Source organism: Acrocarpospora phusangensis (assembly GCF_016862995.1).
In the GTDB taxonomy this organism is placed as follows: domain Bacteria; phylum Actinomycetota; class Actinomycetes; order Streptosporangiales; family Streptosporangiaceae; genus Acrocarpospora; species Acrocarpospora phusangensis.
Window position 1 is genome coordinate 1 of the sequence record NZ_BOOA01000056.1, and the last position, 15,134, is coordinate 15,134.

General features: G+C 70.2%; 15 protein-coding genes. 8 read left to right on the forward strand and 7 right to left on the reverse strand.

The window, feature by feature from the left end; translation table 11 throughout:
• A partial coding sequence (locus Aph01nite_RS28550; protein ID WP_204044109.1) for a glycoside hydrolase family 62 protein occupies positions 1–963 on the forward strand: 963 nt, incomplete at its 5' end.
• A 15-nt stretch (positions 964–978) separates the two neighbouring features.
• Here the strand turns inward: Aph01nite_RS28550 and Aph01nite_RS28555 are convergent.
• The 3 genes from Aph01nite_RS28555 to Aph01nite_RS28565 all read right to left on the reverse strand — a co-directional run bounded on the left by Aph01nite_RS28555 (position 979) and on the right by Aph01nite_RS28565 (position 2,892).
• Positions 979–1,137 (reverse strand): hypothetical protein, encoded by a 159-nt coding sequence (locus Aph01nite_RS28555; RefSeq protein ID WP_204044110.1) that lies wholly within the window; start codon positions 1,135–1,137, stop codon positions 979–981.
• A 127-nt stretch (positions 1,138–1,264) separates the two neighbouring features.
• Positions 1,265–2,320, reverse strand: coding sequence for an ADP-ribosylglycohydrolase family protein (locus Aph01nite_RS28560; RefSeq protein ID WP_204044111.1), 1,056 nt, complete (start codon positions 2,318–2,320; stop codon positions 1,265–1,267).
• Positions 2,321–2,346: 26 nt separating this feature from the next.
• Positions 2,347–2,892: a TetR/AcrR family transcriptional regulator gene (locus Aph01nite_RS28565; protein WP_204044112.1), complete on the reverse strand. Its 546-nt coding sequence runs from the start codon at positions 2,890–2,892 to the stop codon at positions 2,347–2,349.
• Between the two features lie 98 nt (positions 2,893–2,990).
• On the opposite strand from Aph01nite_RS28565, the gene Aph01nite_RS28570 reads away from it, so the two are divergent.
• Both Aph01nite_RS28570 and Aph01nite_RS28575 read left to right on the forward strand, forming a co-directional pair.
• On the forward strand, positions 2,991–3,830 hold the full coding sequence (locus Aph01nite_RS28570) for an oxidoreductase (protein ID WP_204044113.1): 840 nt from the start codon (positions 2,991–2,993) through the stop codon (positions 3,828–3,830).
• Positions 3,831–4,153: 323 nt separating this feature from the next.
• Entirely contained in the window at positions 4,154–5,116 is a 963-nt protein-coding gene (locus Aph01nite_RS28575; protein WP_204044114.1) for an alpha/beta hydrolase, read from the forward strand.
• A 266-nt stretch (positions 5,117–5,382) separates the two neighbouring features.
• Here the strand turns inward: Aph01nite_RS28575 and fumC are convergent, their stop codons facing one another.
• Together fumC and Aph01nite_RS28585 are read right to left on the reverse strand one after the other, a co-directional pair.
• A complete protein-coding gene (gene fumC, locus Aph01nite_RS28580) occupies positions 5,383–6,882 on the reverse strand; it encodes a class II fumarate hydratase (RefSeq protein ID WP_204044115.1) in 1,500 nt (499 codons plus the stop codon).
• Positions 6,879–8,600, reverse strand: coding sequence for an NAD-dependent malic enzyme (locus tag Aph01nite_RS28585; RefSeq protein ID WP_239162049.1), 1,722 nt, complete (start codon positions 8,598–8,600; stop codon positions 6,879–6,881). The genes fumC and Aph01nite_RS28585 overlap by 4 nt, the downstream gene beginning before the upstream one ends.
• A 121-nt stretch (positions 8,601–8,721) precedes the next feature.
• Between Aph01nite_RS28585 and Aph01nite_RS28590 the strand changes: the two genes are divergently transcribed.
• The gene (locus tag Aph01nite_RS28590; protein WP_204044116.1) at positions 8,722–9,207 is read left to right on the forward strand and encodes an MSMEG_6728 family protein; all 486 of its coding nucleotides are present in this window, start codon (positions 8,722–8,724) and stop codon (positions 9,205–9,207) included.
• On the opposite strand, the gene Aph01nite_RS28595 is transcribed toward Aph01nite_RS28590, so the two are convergent.
• Positions 9,191–9,802, reverse strand: a complete 612-nt coding sequence (locus tag Aph01nite_RS28595; protein WP_204044117.1) for a pyridoxamine 5'-phosphate oxidase family protein — start codon at positions 9,800–9,802, stop codon at positions 9,191–9,193. The two genes, Aph01nite_RS28590 and Aph01nite_RS28595, sit on opposite strands and share 17 nt — an antisense overlap.
• 149 nt (positions 9,803–9,951) lie before the next feature.
• On the opposite strand from Aph01nite_RS28595, the gene Aph01nite_RS28600 reads away from it, so the two are divergent.
• Positions 9,952–10,620: a YoaK family protein gene (locus Aph01nite_RS28600; RefSeq protein ID WP_204044118.1), complete on the forward strand. Its 669-nt coding sequence runs from the start codon at positions 9,952–9,954 to the stop codon at positions 10,618–10,620.
• Here Aph01nite_RS28600 and Aph01nite_RS28605 read toward each other — a convergent pair.
• On the reverse strand, positions 10,617–12,440 hold the full coding sequence (locus Aph01nite_RS28605; protein WP_204044119.1) for a sigma-70 family RNA polymerase sigma factor: 1,824 nt from the start codon (positions 12,438–12,440) through the stop codon (positions 10,617–10,619). The genes Aph01nite_RS28600 and Aph01nite_RS28605 overlap by 4 nt on opposite strands.
• A 207-nt stretch (positions 12,441–12,647) precedes the next feature.
• Here Aph01nite_RS28605 and Aph01nite_RS42275 point away from each other — a divergent pair, with 207 nt between their 5' ends.
• From Aph01nite_RS42275 to Aph01nite_RS28615, 3 genes are all read left to right on the forward strand, one after another.
• Positions 12,648–12,782, forward strand: coding sequence for a hypothetical protein (locus Aph01nite_RS42275; protein ID WP_275419306.1), 135 nt, complete (start codon positions 12,648–12,650; stop codon positions 12,780–12,782).
• Positions 12,783–12,864: 82 nt separating this feature from the next.
• Entirely contained in the window at positions 12,865–13,446 is a 582-nt protein-coding gene (locus Aph01nite_RS28610) for a DUF305 domain-containing protein (protein WP_204044120.1), read from the forward strand.
• On the forward strand, positions 13,443–15,011 hold the full coding sequence (locus Aph01nite_RS28615) for a ferredoxin reductase family protein (RefSeq protein ID WP_204044121.1): 1,569 nt from the start codon (positions 13,443–13,445) through the stop codon (positions 15,009–15,011). The genes Aph01nite_RS28610 and Aph01nite_RS28615 overlap by 4 nt, the downstream gene beginning before the upstream one ends.
• Positions 15,012–15,134 lie beyond the last annotated feature (123 nt).

Here is a 15,134-nt window from a genome sequence, read left to right on the forward strand (position 1 = left end):
GGCGGCAACCCCAGCCCGACCCCGACTCCGACCCCGACCCCGACGCCGACCGGCACGTGCAACCTGCCCTCGACCTACCGGTGGACCTCCACCGGCGCGCTCGCGCAGCCGAGGTCGGGGTGGGTGTCGCTCAAGGACTTCACCGTCGCCCCCTACAACGGGCAGCAGCTCGTCTACGCCACCACACACGACACCGGGACGAGCTGGGGTTCGATGAACTTCGGCCTGTTCTCCACCTGGTCACAGATGGCCTCGGCCAGTCAGAACGCCATGTCCTCCGCCACCGTGGCGCCCTCGCTGTTCTACTTCGCCCCCCGCAACATCTGGGTGCTGGCCTACCAGTGGGGCGGACCCGCCTTCTCCTACCGCACCTCCAGCAACCCTGCTAACGCCAACGGCTGGTCCGCGCCGCAGACGCTGTTCTCGGGCAGCATCTCCAACTCCTCCACCGGGCCCATCGACCAGGCGCTCATCGGTGACAGCAGCAACATGTACCTGTTCTTCGCCGGCGACAACGGCCGCATCTACCGGGCCAGCATGCCCATCGGCAACTTCCCCGGCAGCTTCGGCAGCACCTCCACGGTGATCATGACCGACACGACCAACAACCTGTTCGAGGCCGTCCAGGTCTACAAACTCGCCAACCAGAACCGCTACCTCATGATCGTCGAGGCGATCGGCGCCCAGGGCCGCTACTTCCGCTCCTTCACCGCCACCAGCCTGGGCGGCTCCTGGACACCCCAGGCCGCGACCGAGAGCAACCCCTTCGCCGGCAAGGCCAACAGCGGCGCCACCTGGACCAACGACATCAGCCACGGCGAACTGCTGCGCACCAGCGCCGACCAGACCATGACCGTCGACCCCTGCAACCTGCAACTGCTCTACCAGGGACGCAGCCCCAGCTCCGGCGGCGACTACGGCCTCCTGCCCTACCGGCCGGGCCTGCTGACCCTCCAGCGCTGACGGCTTGACCCGATCTCAGGCATAACCGCCCTCGCGGAGGCTGCGCCCGGTCTCGACGATCACGTCGTCGGTCGGGCGCGGCCTCCAGCCGAGCACCCGGGTTGACGACGTCAGCTCCATCTCGCCCCGGTCGAACGCCCAGGCCGCCCGCTCGGCCAGCGTCTTGGACTTCACGTAGGGCGCGATGTCGGTCTCGACGTCGCTCCAGTCCTCCTCGGTCAGGCCGTTCCTCTGCGGGATCCCGAAGCTCCTGGTAGCCGAACCGGTGATCGCCCTCAGCTCCCGCGGCCGTCTGAGCTGATCAGAAGCCGGGATACTTCTCCGCCGAGAGGTGGCCGCCGCTCATCTTCGTGGTGAGGTCGTCGGCCATCTCCTCGATGACGTCCCTGCCTTCCAGATGCCGCAGCCATCGCCGCGGAAGAACCGCCTCCCCGTACTGAACGCCGAGGATGTTCCCGCACACGGCCCCCGTCGAGTCGCTGTCGCCGGAGTGGTTGACGGCCAGCAACAACGCCCTCTCCACGTCATCCCCGCACACGAGCGCACAGTAGATCGCGATCGCCAGCGCCTCCTCGGCGACCCAGGCGCCCCCGAGCGTCTCCACCGCCTCCGGCGAAGGTTCCCCCTTCCCCGCCAGTTCGACCGCCGCCCGTACCGCCGCCGTCGTCTCCTCGTGCCCGGCCTGCTCCCCAAGCAGCCCCAGCATGTCCTGTACGGCCTCCGCCAACTCCATCCCCTGCCCGAGCAGGCAGACAAGCGCCGCGAACGCCCCGGCCGCCAGATACCCGGTCGGATGCCCATGCGTGATCTGCGCACACTCCGCCGCGAACCCGAACGCCTGCCGCGGATCATCCGTCACCAGGCCGAAGGGTGCGGAACGCATGACGGTGCCACACCCCTTGGAGCCCGGATTGACTGGTCCGGGCGCCCCAGGCTCGGCCAGCGGACCCAGCTCGGTGTGCAGCCCGGACAGGCAGGTGTTGCCGGGCGCCCGACGCGAATACAGCCAGGCCTGCTCCCGAAGCCACCCGGTGCGGACCACGCCGTCCGCCGGTGGCGGCGACTGATGCCGCTGCGTGTCGAGCCACCGCAGGTACGCGTTCCGCATGACGGTGACCCCCGTCCCGCGGATCAGCCCTTCGACGGTGAACAGCGTCATCTGGGTGTCGTCGGTGATCAGGCCGAGCCGGCCACGCCAGTTGGCGGCGTAGTCCGTCAGCCCTTCCCGGCCGTGGTTGCGGCGGATGACCGCGAGGGAGTCGAACTCGATGGTCGCGCCCAGCGCGTCACCGATCGCGCCGCCGAGCAGGCAGCCCCGCACCCTGCTCCGTAAGTCGTCCGGAATGTCCGTGCCCATGATCCGACCGTAGCGAACAGGGCGGGCTAGCGTCCGCCCAAGCCGTTGAGGAGGGTGTCGACGACGAGGTCGGCCGCCTGCGGTGGGTCGAGGCCGGGGAAGCGGTGGGCGGCGGTGTCGACGAGGTGGTCGAGGGTGGCGCGGGCCCAGGCGACGGGGATGCCGGGGCGTAACAGGCCCTCGTCGGAGGCGCGTTGGACGAAGCGGTCGAGGCGGGCGCTCTGTTGTTCGCGGCGGGCGCTGGCGGCCGGGTCGGCGCGCATCATGCGGCGGGTGTCCACGGGCCACTGGCGGCTGACGGGGATGATGGTCTCCACGTAGCGGTGGAGTGCGACGGCGACCGGGGCCTCGACGAGTCTGGCCTCGTCGAGGACGCGCTCTGAGGAGTCCAGTTTCGCCTGGAAGACGGCCGCGAGCAGGGCCTCCCGGGTGGGGAAGCGCCGGTAGACGGTTCGGCGGTCCACGCCGGCTTCGGCGGCGATGGTGCTCATGCTGGTGGCCGGGTCTTCGGCCAGCAGGCGCGCCCCCGTACGCAGCACGGCGTCCAGGTTGCGTACGGCGTCGGCTCTCATGCTCCCCAGTGTGACATCTATCGGGTTGACATGCACGTTCGCGTGACATAAGGATAAATTAGTGTCACAACAGTGTGGCAGATAGGACAGGGGTCATCATGGCGAAGACATGGCTCATCACCGGGAGTTCACGGGGGCTGGGGCGCGCGCTGGCGGAGACCGCGCTTGAGCGCGGCAACCGGGTGGTCGCGACCGCCCGCCGGCCGGAACAACTCGACGACCTGGCTAGGAAGCACGGCGACCTCGTGCGCACCTTCGCGCTCGACGTCACCGACGCCCGGGCCGCGTCCGCCGCCGTACGGTTCGCGGTGGCGGAGTTCGGCGGGCTCGACGTGGTCGCGAACAACGCCGGTTACGCGAATTCGTCGCCCATCGAGGAGACGCCGGACGAGGACTTCCGCGCGCAGATCGAGGCCAACTTCTTCGGCGTCGTCAACGTCACGAAGGCCGCCCTGCCGGTGCTGCGCGCCCAGCGGGCGGGGCATATCGTGCAGTACTCCTCGATCGGTGGCCGGGTGGGCGGATCGCCGGGCCTGGCCGCGTACCAGGCCGCGAAGTTCGCCGTCGAAGGCTTCTCGGAGGTGCTCGGCAACGAGGTGCGTCCGCTGGGCATCAAGGTGATCATGGTGGAGCCGGGGGCGTTCCGTACCGACTGGGCGGGCTCGTCCATGCGCGTACCGGCGGTGGGGCCGGACTATGAGGAGACGGTCGGCGCCATGAACCGGCGGCGTGCCGGTTTCGACCGGTCGGCGCCGGGTGATCCGGTGCGGGCGGCGCGGGTCGTGCTGGACGTCGTGGACCTCGACGAGCCGCCGTTGCGGCTGCTGCTGGGTGCGGATGCGGTGGATTTGGCGGACAAATCGTCCCGTGCGCGGGCCGCGGAGGCGGAGCGCTGGGCGGAGCTGAGCCGTTCTACGGCTTTTCCGCCCGGCGAATAGTCGCCTTGCAAGTTTTCACGGACTTGCGCAAAGTTCTCTAGAGAACTTTGCACTTCCCTCTGAAAGGTTTTGCGGGGGATTCGGGTCGGCTCAACCACGCTCAAATCGTGGGAATCTCAGACCACTAGACAGTCAGGTTAACACTGAGTCAAATGCTGGGTCAACCCCACTCCTGGGGGACCACTCTCGGTGTTCCGAAACGATAGTCCAATCGGTTTCGCGTCGCCACTGAAAACAACAAGCGTCCCAATGTGGCCAGAATCCGCACGGTCTCGGGACTGTTCACTCTGGTCTGTCGATAGCGGACAAGCCAGGATGATCTCATGACCCGCAGGTGGCTCTGGGCAGTCGCGCTCCTGGCGGTCGCCGCTGTCGTGGCGGCCCTCGTGTGGCCCACGTCGTCCGATCCCGTCGATCAGTCCGCCGATCAGTCCGATCAGTCGGGGAACGTCCAGATCGAAGCCCCGGACGACCGCACGCGCGTGCTCACCGTGCGCTCGGCCGCGCTCGGCCGCCCCGCCAAGGCGACCGTGCTGCTTCCGCCGGGCTGGATGCCGGGATCAGGGCCGTGGCCGGTGCTGTACCTGCTCCACGGGTGCTGCCAGTCGTCCTCCAGCGGCGGATGGCTGGAGGACGACGGCACCGCCCGGATGACCGCCGGCGCCCCGGCGCTGATCGTGATCCCCGACGGCGGGCCGACCAGCTGGTACTCCGACTGGCTGGAAGGCCCCAAGTGGGAGACCTTCCACCTCAAGGAGCTGCGCGAGATCCTGGAGGAGGAGTTCGGCGCGGGCGACCGGCGCGCGATCGCCGGCCTGTCCATGGGCGGCCTCGGCGCGATGGGCTACGCCGCGCGCAACCCCGGCATGTTCCGGGCCGCCGCGTCCTATTCGGGCGTCCTCGACAGCCAGGCCCAGGCCGACGCGATCCTCGACATCACCAGGAACTGGGGCGAGGACCCCGCCAAGCTCTGGGGCCTGGACCCTTCCTCCCGGGTCTGGGACGACCACAACCCGGCCAAGCTCACCGACCGCCTGAAGGGAGTCCGGCTCTACGTCGCCTGCGGCGACGGCACTCCGGGCCCGCTCGACCCCGACGGCACCGGCGACGACAGCAGTGAACGTTTCCTGCTCGGCGAGGCCCAGACCTTCGTCCAGCGGGCGGAGCAGAGCGGCCTGGACGTCACCACCGACTTCTACGGTCCCGGCACGCACACCTGGCCCTACTGGAGCCGCGCGTTGGAGCGCTCGCTGCCCATGCTGATGGAGGCCCTCACCACCGAATGACACCCGAAATCACGCGACCTTGGCGGAACTGACCGTCCACGTGTTGCAGACCTCGGGCGACACCGCCTTGAAGACGGTGAAGCGCATCTCCTTGTCGCAGTACTCGGCGACCCCGCCGCCCCAGCGCCCCCGCAGTTGCGGCGGGGTTTGGTCAGGAGGCCGGGCAGCAGGAGGAGCCCGGATCAGCGGCGAATATTCATGGAAAGCCCCACGGTCCGAAGGTCATCATCTTCCGGGCGTTCCATTCGGTTCCACCGTGTGTCCGGCTACCGCCTCCTGCGGCCCAGCAGGCGGCGGGGCCGGCGTTGCGCGCCGTTGCCGGAGGTGGCCACGCCGGGGCGGGTGAGGTGCTCGGGGTTGACGACCTTGTCGTACAGGGGTTCGGGGACGCCGCAGTTGAGGGCGGCGTCCTTCAGGGTGAGGTTCTCCGCGAGCGCGCGGTGGGCGATCCTGGCCGCCCGGTCGTAGCCGATGACCGGGCTGAGCGCGGTCACCATCATGATCGAGCGTTCGACGTTCGACTTCAGCTTGGGCGAGTTGAGCTGGGCGCCTTCGATGAGGTACGTGCGGAAGTGGTCCATCATGTCGGCCAGCAGCCGGGCCGAGCGCAGCACGTTGTCGATGATGACCGGCCGGAACGCGTTGAGCTCGAAGTTGCCCTCCGCCCCGGCCATGGACACCGCGCTGTCGTTCCCGACCACCTGGACGGCGACCATCAGCATCGCCTCGGCCTGCGTCGGGTTGACCTTTCCCGGCATGATCGAGGAACCGGGCTCGTTGGACGGCAGGATCAGCTCGTGCAGCCCGGTCCGGGGGCCGGAGCCGAGCCAGCGCATGTCGTTGGCGAACTTGAACAGCGACACCGCGAGGGCGCGCAGCGCGGCGGACACGCGTACGAGCGGATCGCAGGAGGCCTGGGCCGCGAACTTGTTGGGCGCGCTGGTGAACGGCAGTCCGGTGAGGTCGGCGAGCTGCGCGGCGACCTCGTCGCCGAAGCCCGGCGGCGCGTTCAGGCCGGTGCCGACCGCGGTGCCGCCGATGGCCAGCCGGTACAGGCCGGTCATGGTCTGTTTGAGGTGGTCGGAGGCGTCGTCGAGCTGGGCGGCGTACCCCGACCACTCCTGGCCTACCGTGAGCGGAGTCGCGTCCTCCAGGTGGGTACGGCCGATCTTTACGGTGTTCGCCCACTCCCTGCTCCGGTCGGCGGTGGCGTCCCGCAGCCGTACCAGCGCCGGGAGCACCTGGCGTTCCATGGCCATGGTCGCCGCGATGTGCATGGCGGTGACGAAGGTGTCGTTGGACGACTGCCCCATGTTCACGTGGTCGTTCGGATGCACGGGGTCCTTGCTGCCGAGCCGCCCGCCGAGCAGCTGGATCGCCCGGTTGGAGATCACCTCGTTGACGTTCATGTTGGACTGCGTGCCGGAGCCGGTCTGCCAGACGTACAGGGGGAACTCGCTGTCCAGGTCGCCGCGGACGATCTCGTCGCAGACGTGGCAGATCAGGTCGGCCAGCCACTCCGGCAGGCGTCCGGCCCGCCCGTTCACGATCGCCGCGGCCTTCTTGACGTATCCGTACGCGTGGTAGACGGCCTTGGGCATGCGGTCCTCGCCGATGCTGAAGTGGATCAGCGAGCGCTGGGTCTGCGCGCCCCAGTAGTGGTCGGCCGGCACCTGGATCTCGCCGAGCGAGTCGCTCTCGGTCCGGGTGCCGTTCGCGCGCAGGCCGATCGGCAGGTCCCTGATCTGGGGCGCGCGGGTGCTCATCCCGACTCCCCCCGGATCGGCCGGTACCGAGGCTGCCACATCGCGTCCTGGACCTGCTGGACCGGGTCCTTCAGGTCCACGCGGGCCAGGTTCTCCGCGGCGGCCTGCCGGCAGACGGCCACCGCGACCGTGGCGGAGACCTCGCGCAGGTTCTCCACCTGCGGCAGCAGCGACGCGCCCGGGGTGGAGACGTCCACAAGACCGCCCACCGCGTCGGCCGCCGCGTGCAGCATGCCCTTGCTCACCTGCCGCGCGCGCGACACGACCGCGCCCAGTCCCAGACCCGGGTACAGCAGGGCGTTGTTGGCCTGGCCGATGACGTGCGTGACGCCGTGGCAGGTGATCGGGTTGATCGGCACGCCGGTCGCGATCAGGGCCCGGCCGTCGGTCCAGGTGATGAGGTCCTGCGGCATGGCCTCGATCCGGTCGGTCGGGTTGGAGATCGGGAAGATGATCGGCCGCTCCACGTTCGCCGCCATGGCCCGGACGATCTCCTCGGTGAACGCGCCGTGCGCGGTGGAGGTGCCGAGCAGCATCGTCGGCTTGACCCGGCGTACGACCTCGCCGAGGCGGATGCCGCCTTCGTCCCTGCGCCAGCCGGCCACCTCGGACGACGGCCGCGCGTACGGGACCTGGAAGTCCCGCAGATCGGACATGTCGTCGACGAGCAGGCCCTGCTTGTCGACCGGCCAGATCCGGCGTCCGGCCGTCTCGGGGTCGAGGCCGTCGCGCACCATGGCGTCGCGGAGCTGGTCGGCGATGCCGATGCCCGCCGTGCCCGCGCCGAAGACGACGACGCGCTGGTCGCGCATCGGGGTGCCGGTGACGCGGGTCGCGCCGAGCATGGCGGCCAGGACGATCGCGCCCGTGCCCTGCATGTCGTCGTTGAAGGTGGGCAGCCGCCCGGTGTACTTCTCCAGGATGCGGCGCGCGTTGGACGGGCCGAAGTCCTCCCAGTGCAGCATGGCGTTGGGGAACAGGCGGGTGGCCGTCGTCACGTACGCGTCGATGAAGTCGTCGTAGCGCCTGCCGCGCTTCCTGGAATGGCGTTCGCCCACGTAGAAGGGGTCGTTGAGGAGCCCTTCGTTGTCGGTGCCGACGTCCAGGGCGACCGGGATGACACGGCCGGGGTCGATCCCGGCGGCGGCCGTGTAGACGGTCAGCTTGCCGACGGCGATTCCGGCCGCGCCGCCGACCCCCCAGTCGCCGATGCCCAGGATCTCCTCGGCGTCGGAGGCGACGATCAGATCGACCTGGTCGGCCTCCAGGCCGAAGTTGCGGAAAGCCTGCTCGATGCCGTCCATGTCGTCGATGGACAGGTAGACGCCGCGCGGACGACGGTACTCCTGGCTGTAGTTCTTGATCGCCTGGGCGACCGTCGGGTCGTACACGATGGGGAGCATCTCCCGCAGGTGGTCGCTGAGCAGGCGGTAGAAGAGCACCTCGTTGCGGTCCTGCAGGCCGGTCAGGTACACGTTCTTCTGCAGGTCCGTCGGCTGCGCCAGATACTGGGCGTACGCGCGGGCGACCTGCTCGTCGATGGTCTCCACCACCGGCGGGATCAGCCCGTCGAGACCCAGCTCCTGCCGTTCCTCCAGGCTGAACGCCGTGTCCTTGTTGAGCAGCGGATTCTCCAGGACGGCCAAGCCGCCCTCCGAGGTCACATAGCCCTCGGCGGTCTCCTCGAAGGTCATGCTGGACCGTCTGTGGTGGGTCATCGACGCCTCCTCCCGCAGGTCCAGCCTCACTCGGGCCGCGCTGCGCGCACAACAAAGCCGCAACAAATATCCGTTTGCCGGACAAACCGGTCAGTCGATTGGGATCGGGAACATTCCGAAGATGCAGACCTTCCTGCCGTACCCCGACTTCGACGCCACGGCCCGCGTGCTCGACCCGCGCCGCCTCGGCAAACAGCGCGTCGAAGCCCTCCAGGTCCTGCGCGCCCTCACCGTGAGCGGGTACGGCTGGCGCCACCACCCCGCCCCGAAGATGTGGGCCGGCTACGAAGAAGCCCTCGTCCGGTACGGCCTGCAGATCTGCGCCGCCTGGTGCGCCCTCGACCGCGCCGACACCTGCTCCGCCACGATGCGCCGGGACCTCTCCTCCTCCTGCGCGATCACGAGGATCCGCTCCCAGCGCGCACTCGGAGAATCGGGCGACCTTCCCCCCTGGCTCGGCGACCCCGCCTTCCACCTGAGCCACCGTTCCGCCCTGCTCCGCAAGGACCCGCGCTTCTACCGCCCGCTGTTCGGCGACGAACCCGACGACCTCCCGTACGTCTGGCCGGACTCCGACAGGCTCCCCGGCGTCACCGGTCCGTCATAGCCGTCACATGCGCGGGCACGGCGAACCCGGTCGGCAGCACCGGATCGGTCACGGGCGCGCCCCACGCGGGCGCGACGGGCACCACGCCCGCCCAGAGCCCGAGTTCCGCGTCAGGCGTGTCACCGTCATCCGGCGGCCCGGTACGGATCTTCACCGACGCCTCGTCGAGCGAAAGCGCCAGCACACTCGTCGCCGCCAGTTCCTTCCGATTGGGACGGCGCGCGTAATCCCACTGACCGGGCGCGCACTGTTCAGTGATCACCCGCAGCGCGTCGAATTTCTCCTCGGGATCCGTGACCAGCCGGGGAACGCCGTAAATCATCGCGCTGCGGTAATTCATGCTGTGTTCCATGACCGAACGCGCGAGCACCAGCCCGTCCACGTGCGTGACCGTCACGCACACCGTCTGATCCGGCGAATTGACCAGGCTCCGGCTCGCCACCGACCCGTGGAAATACAGGGTCTCCTCGGTGGCCCCGTAATTCGTCGGGATCACCATGACGGTCCCGTCGACGTTCAGCCCGAGATGGCAGACGAATCCCGCCGCCAGCACGGCGTGCAGATCGGCGCGCACGACCCGGGCCCGCTCCTTCATCCGGCGAAGTCTCGTACGGTCGGTGACTCCCAGTTCCTGCGGTGTACTCACCCAGAGCCCTTCCGGCGGGGGGACGGCGTCGCGCTCAGGATAAGACGCCCCTGCCGGCTCCCGGTCGGCGGGTGACCTCCGTTGTTTGCCTCCGAGGCGTGGCCGGGCATCTGACCAGGGTGGATGTCGGCGGTCGTGACCTGCTGCCGCCCGCGATCCTGACGCTCACCGTGGTGAGCGGCCTGGTCGACGCGGTCAGCTTCCTGGGGCTCGGAAACGTGTTCACGTCGGCCATGACCGGCAACATCGTCCTCCTCGGCCTGGCCCTCGGCGGCGCCTCCGGCTTCGCGGTCGGCCCCCCGCTCGTGGCCGCCGTGGCGTACGTGGCCGGGGTCTTCGCTGGAGGCTTCATCGGCCGCACCGGACCCAGGTGGCTGCGGATCGCCCTGGCCGCCGAGACGCTGCTCCTGGCCGTCGCCGGTCTGCTGGGCTTCGCGAAGGTCTCCCCGTACGCGGTGATCGTGACCCTCGCCCTGGCCATGGGCATGCGCAACGTCACCACCCACCAGCTCGACGTGCCCGACCTCAAGAACACCACGGTGATGACCACCACGGTCACCACCATGATCATCAGCTTGCCGGTGGTCGGCGGGAGCCACCGCAACGTCTGGCGGCTGCTCGCCTCCGTGCTGGCCCTCGTCTGCGGCACGACCGTCGGCGCCTGGCTCGTCGACCACCACGGCATCGGCTGGCCCCTCCTGCTCTCCGCCGTCCCCATCGCCGTGCTGACCGCCCTCCTCTGGCGGTACGCGGACCCGCACGGCTAGCGGACGTTCTGGAACGCCTCCCCGGATCTGGTGGGGGTGCCGTCCTCGTGGAACAGGCCGCTGCCGGGTTTGCCAGCGGTGGCGGGGAGGCCGAACCAGGCGTAGCGGTGGACGTACGGGAGGGTGGAGAGCATGCGGGTGGAGGCGGTGAGGAAGGCGGCCTGTTCGGCGTCGGAGGCGTACGTGGAGTTGCCGTCGCTGAAGTCGATCAGGGCGTACTCGGTCAGCCAGATGGGCTTGCCGTACCGTTTGTGGACCGCCGCCAGGTACGACTTCAGGTGCGACACCGCCGGCTGGGTGCGGAAGTCGGAGCCGTACCAGTGGAGGGTGATGAAGTCGACGCGGTAGCCGCGCTCCTTGGCGCCCTTCATGAAACGGTCGAGCCAGCTGCCGGGGGTGTCGCCGCCGAAGGCCACGCCGGGGCTGCCGAGGATGCGGCCGGCCTTCATGAGCTTGGGCCAGTGGGAGAGGGCCTCCTCCACGGACATGTTGGCCTGGGAGGCCAGGTCGGGCTCGTTGAAGCTGAGCAGGTAGGGACCCGCGCTCCTGGCCTGGGCGAGGGCTCCGGGGTTGACGTTCTCGGCGGCTCTGATCATCGGGACGAACTGGGTGTTCGCCGGGGTGGTGATGCCGTCGTGGTGGCTGGCCCAGGTGTAGTACCAGCTCGTCTTGGACCGGGCGAGCCCCTGGCTGACGTTGGGGGCGTTCCAGACGGCCACGCCCTTCTTGCCGGACGGCGCGGCGGCGACGCTCGCCGGTGACTCCTCGGGCTTGGCCGCGATGACGCGGTCGAGCGTGGGGGACGACCGGGGCGAGGGCGAGAACGACGGGGGCGGCGCGGCGGAGGTGGTCACGGGGGCCGCCTGCGCGGGCGGCTTCTCCGGGGGCGGCATCACCTGGGTGACGACCAGGGTGCTGATCGCGATCGTGGCCACCCCGGCGGTCGCCGCGATGGCGGTCTTGCCGCGCGGGGTCAGCGTGTGGGCGAGGGTGTGGGAGACGGTCGCGTACTCGATCGGGGGCGGGGAGACGAGCATCGCGAAGCCGACCGGGATCGGGATGAGCGGCAGGCCGGCGAGCAGGCGGTCCAGGGGGATCAGCCCCCGGGTGTGGGGGGTGCAGTTGGAGCAGTCCCGGACGTGGCGGGCGAACCGTTTGCGCCAGAGCGGCGTCGGCACGCCGTCCCAGTCCCACATGAGGCCGCGCAGGTCGGCGCACCCGGCCGCGTTCCCCAGCGCCCGTACGACCATGTGCGCGGTCTGCACCTGGTCCTTCATGCGCTGGACCCGGACCGCGGCATGCCGTGCCGACAGTCCCAGCGCGCTCGCCAGGTCGGCCCGCCCCAGCTCGCCGGTCTCCTCCAGCCACCAGAGCGCCAGCAGGGCCCGGTCGTCGTTGTCCAGCCACCGGGTGGCCTCGGCGACCTCGCGCCGCTGGTCGGTCAGGCCGAGCTGGAGGATGGTGACCATCGCGAAGTCGGAGGCGGGATCCGGCAGCTCGGTCGCCGTGTCCAGGTCCGCCGTGCGGTGGTTCTCCGACCGCCGGTCCTGCTCGTGGTCGCGCACCTGCCGTACGGCGATCGCCACCAGCCACGACCGGTACGCGGACAGGTCGCGGAGCCCGGGCAGACCCCGCACGACCCGGATCAGGGTCTCCTGGACGACGTCGTCCACGTCCGTGTGGCCGTTGAGGGCGCGGCCCACGATGTTGTAGAGCAGCGGGAGCGAGTCGGCGACCAGGGCGTCCAGCGCCCGCTGGTCCCCGTTCCTGGCGGCCTCGATCAGCGCCGTGTCCGGCCCGCTTCTGAGTTGACTCGCCATCGGCCCCCGCTTCCCTCGGCTTCCCGTCCTACTACCGGAGACGCCCCCGAAGCAGGCCAGATAACAAAATTTCGGAATTTGTGTTGTCCGGCGTTGCCGGCGGGGTCTCCGAGTACAAGGGGCGACGGGCACATCCCACAGGCCCGCATCCCGCCACCCATCGCCCCCGACTCCTCATCGCCCTCGGACAAAGGACCTCATCCGTAAATGAGTGAGACCAGTATCAGAGTTTCCCGCCTCGCGGCGACCCCTCGGCCCGCGGCGGCCCGCGAGCGCTTCCACGCCTGGCCCGAGCGGGAGCGGGAGTGCCGCATCCTCCCGGGCCGTGAAGTGCGGTCCTGACGGCACCGCCTGATCAGTCCACCCCTCCCGGCGGGGTCCGGAGCGCTCCCGGGCCCCGCCTCACCCCATCGCTAGGTGCGCCATGAGACTGCCGGTCGTCGCAACATCCGCACTCGCCTGCCTACTGGTGACCGCCTGCTCCGGTGCCCGGGCGGCGGCGCCCCCACCCGCACCGCCGACGGCGGTCCAGTCCGCGGTCTCCGCGGAGCCCGGGAGCTACAACGCCACCGACGTCGCCTGGCTGCAACTGGTCATCCCGATGACCGAGCAGGCCCTCGATCTCATGGACACGACCGCCACGAAGACGTCCAACCCGCGCGTCGTCCAGCTGGCCGCGGATATCGCCGCCGACCACAGGACGCAGCTGACCCAACTGCGCGACCTGCTGCGCCGCAGCGGCAACGGCGAGACCGACATCCACGACGGCCACGACCTCCCCGGCATCGTCACCCCGGACGACCTGCTGCTCGTCACCAAGACCCGGGGCCCCGCCTTCGACCGCCTGTTCGCCCAGCACATCGGCGACTACCTCCGCCAGTCCGTCCTGGTGGCCAAGGGCGAGCAGGACTCCGGCGCAGACCCGGCCACCAAGTCCTTCGCCGCGAGCCTGTCGGCCGCCCGCAAGGCCCAGCTCGCCCGGCTCACCGGGAACGGCCCCGCATGACCGCGGTCTCCGGCCGCCGCCCGGCCTCGCGCCAGGTCAACGCCGAAGCCGCCGAAGCCACCGAAGCCGCCGAAGCTACCGTCGTGAGCGCGGCCGCCCGCAGGCGGCGCTCGGCCTCACGTGCCGTGCGCGCCGCTGCCGCCGACCCCGCCGTCGTGAGCGCGGCCGCCCGCAGGCGGCGCTCGGGCTCGCGCGCCGAAGCCGCCGGAGCCGCCGATGCCGCCGGAGCCGCTGCCGTCCGTCCGGCCGCCCGCAGGCGGCGCACCCCCCCGCCTCCCGTCCACGCCAACCCCACCGCCGTCCTGTTCGCGGTGTACGCCGGCGCGGTGGCCGCCACCGCGGGCCCCTGGCTGGACCTCTTCTCGGTCGACGGCGCCGCCGCCTGGTTCGCCTGGCTGGGCAGACTCTCCGGCCTGCTCGCCGGGTACGCCTGCGCCATCCTGCTCGGCCTGATGGCCCGGCTGCCCTTCCTCGACCGCGGCGTGGGCACCGACCGCCTGGCCCGCTGGCACGCCATGGGCGGACGCTGGACGATCATCCTGTCCGTCGTGCACATGGTCTGCGTCGTCGCCGCCCGCGCCGTCGAGTCCGGCCTGGCCGAGGCCACGATCCGCCTGCTGGCGGACGGCGAGGGGATCTGGGAGGCGACCCTCGGGCTCGTCCTGCTCATCGGCGTCGGCGTCGTGTCCGCCCGGGGCGTCCGGCGGCTGATGCGCTACGAGATCTGGCACTACCTGCACTTCTTCACCTACGTCGCGGTCTTCGCGGCGTTCTCCCACCAGCTCACCGGCCCCGACTTCGCCGGCGGCGGCCTGGCCTGGCTGCTCTGGGTGACGCTCTACCTCGCCGTCGCCGCCTCCCTCTTCTGGTGCCGCTTCCTCACCCCCGTACGGCGCGCGCTCCGCCACCGGCTGCGCATCACCGAGGTCCGGTGGGAGTCGCCGAGCGTCGTGTCGGTGTACCTGTCCGGGGCGTACCTGCACGAGCTGGGCGCCGAGCCGGGGCAGTTCTTCCGGTGGCGGTTCCTCGCGCCGGGCATGTGGTTCACGGCCAACCCGTACTCGCTGTCGGCGCCCGTCAATCCGCGCTATCTGCGCATCACCGTCAAGGCCGTCGGCGACCACAGCCGGGCGCTGGCACGGCTGCGGCCGGGCACCCGGGTCATGGCCGAAGGCCCGTACGGCGCGCTCACCGGCGCGCGGCGGCGCAGCGAGCAGGTCCTGCTGATCGCCGGCGGGGTGGGCATCAGTCCGCTGCGCACCCTCTTCGAGACGCTGCCCGGCAAGCTCACGCTCGTCTACATGGCCAGGAGCGAGGAGGACCTGGTCCTGCGCGAGGAGCTCGACGCGATCGCCGCCGGGCGCGGCGCCACCGTGTTCTACACCCTGGACGAGACCCGCGTGGTCCCGCTCACCGGCCGCGCGCTCCGCGTGCTGGTTCCCGGGCTGGCCGACCACGACGTCTACATCTGCGGGCCCACCGGCATGACGATGGCCGCCAGGAACGCCCTCCGACGTGCGGGAGTGCCCGGCCGCAGGATCCACCTCGAATGCTTCGACTTCTGAACAAGATCCTGACTCATGTTTCCTTAAGCCTCGCTTGAGCTTTAGTTAATGTCACAAACTAGTGAAGACCGCTAGGTTACGGAAATCGCAGGCCATCGCCCCTGGCAGCCACGATCTGCCGGT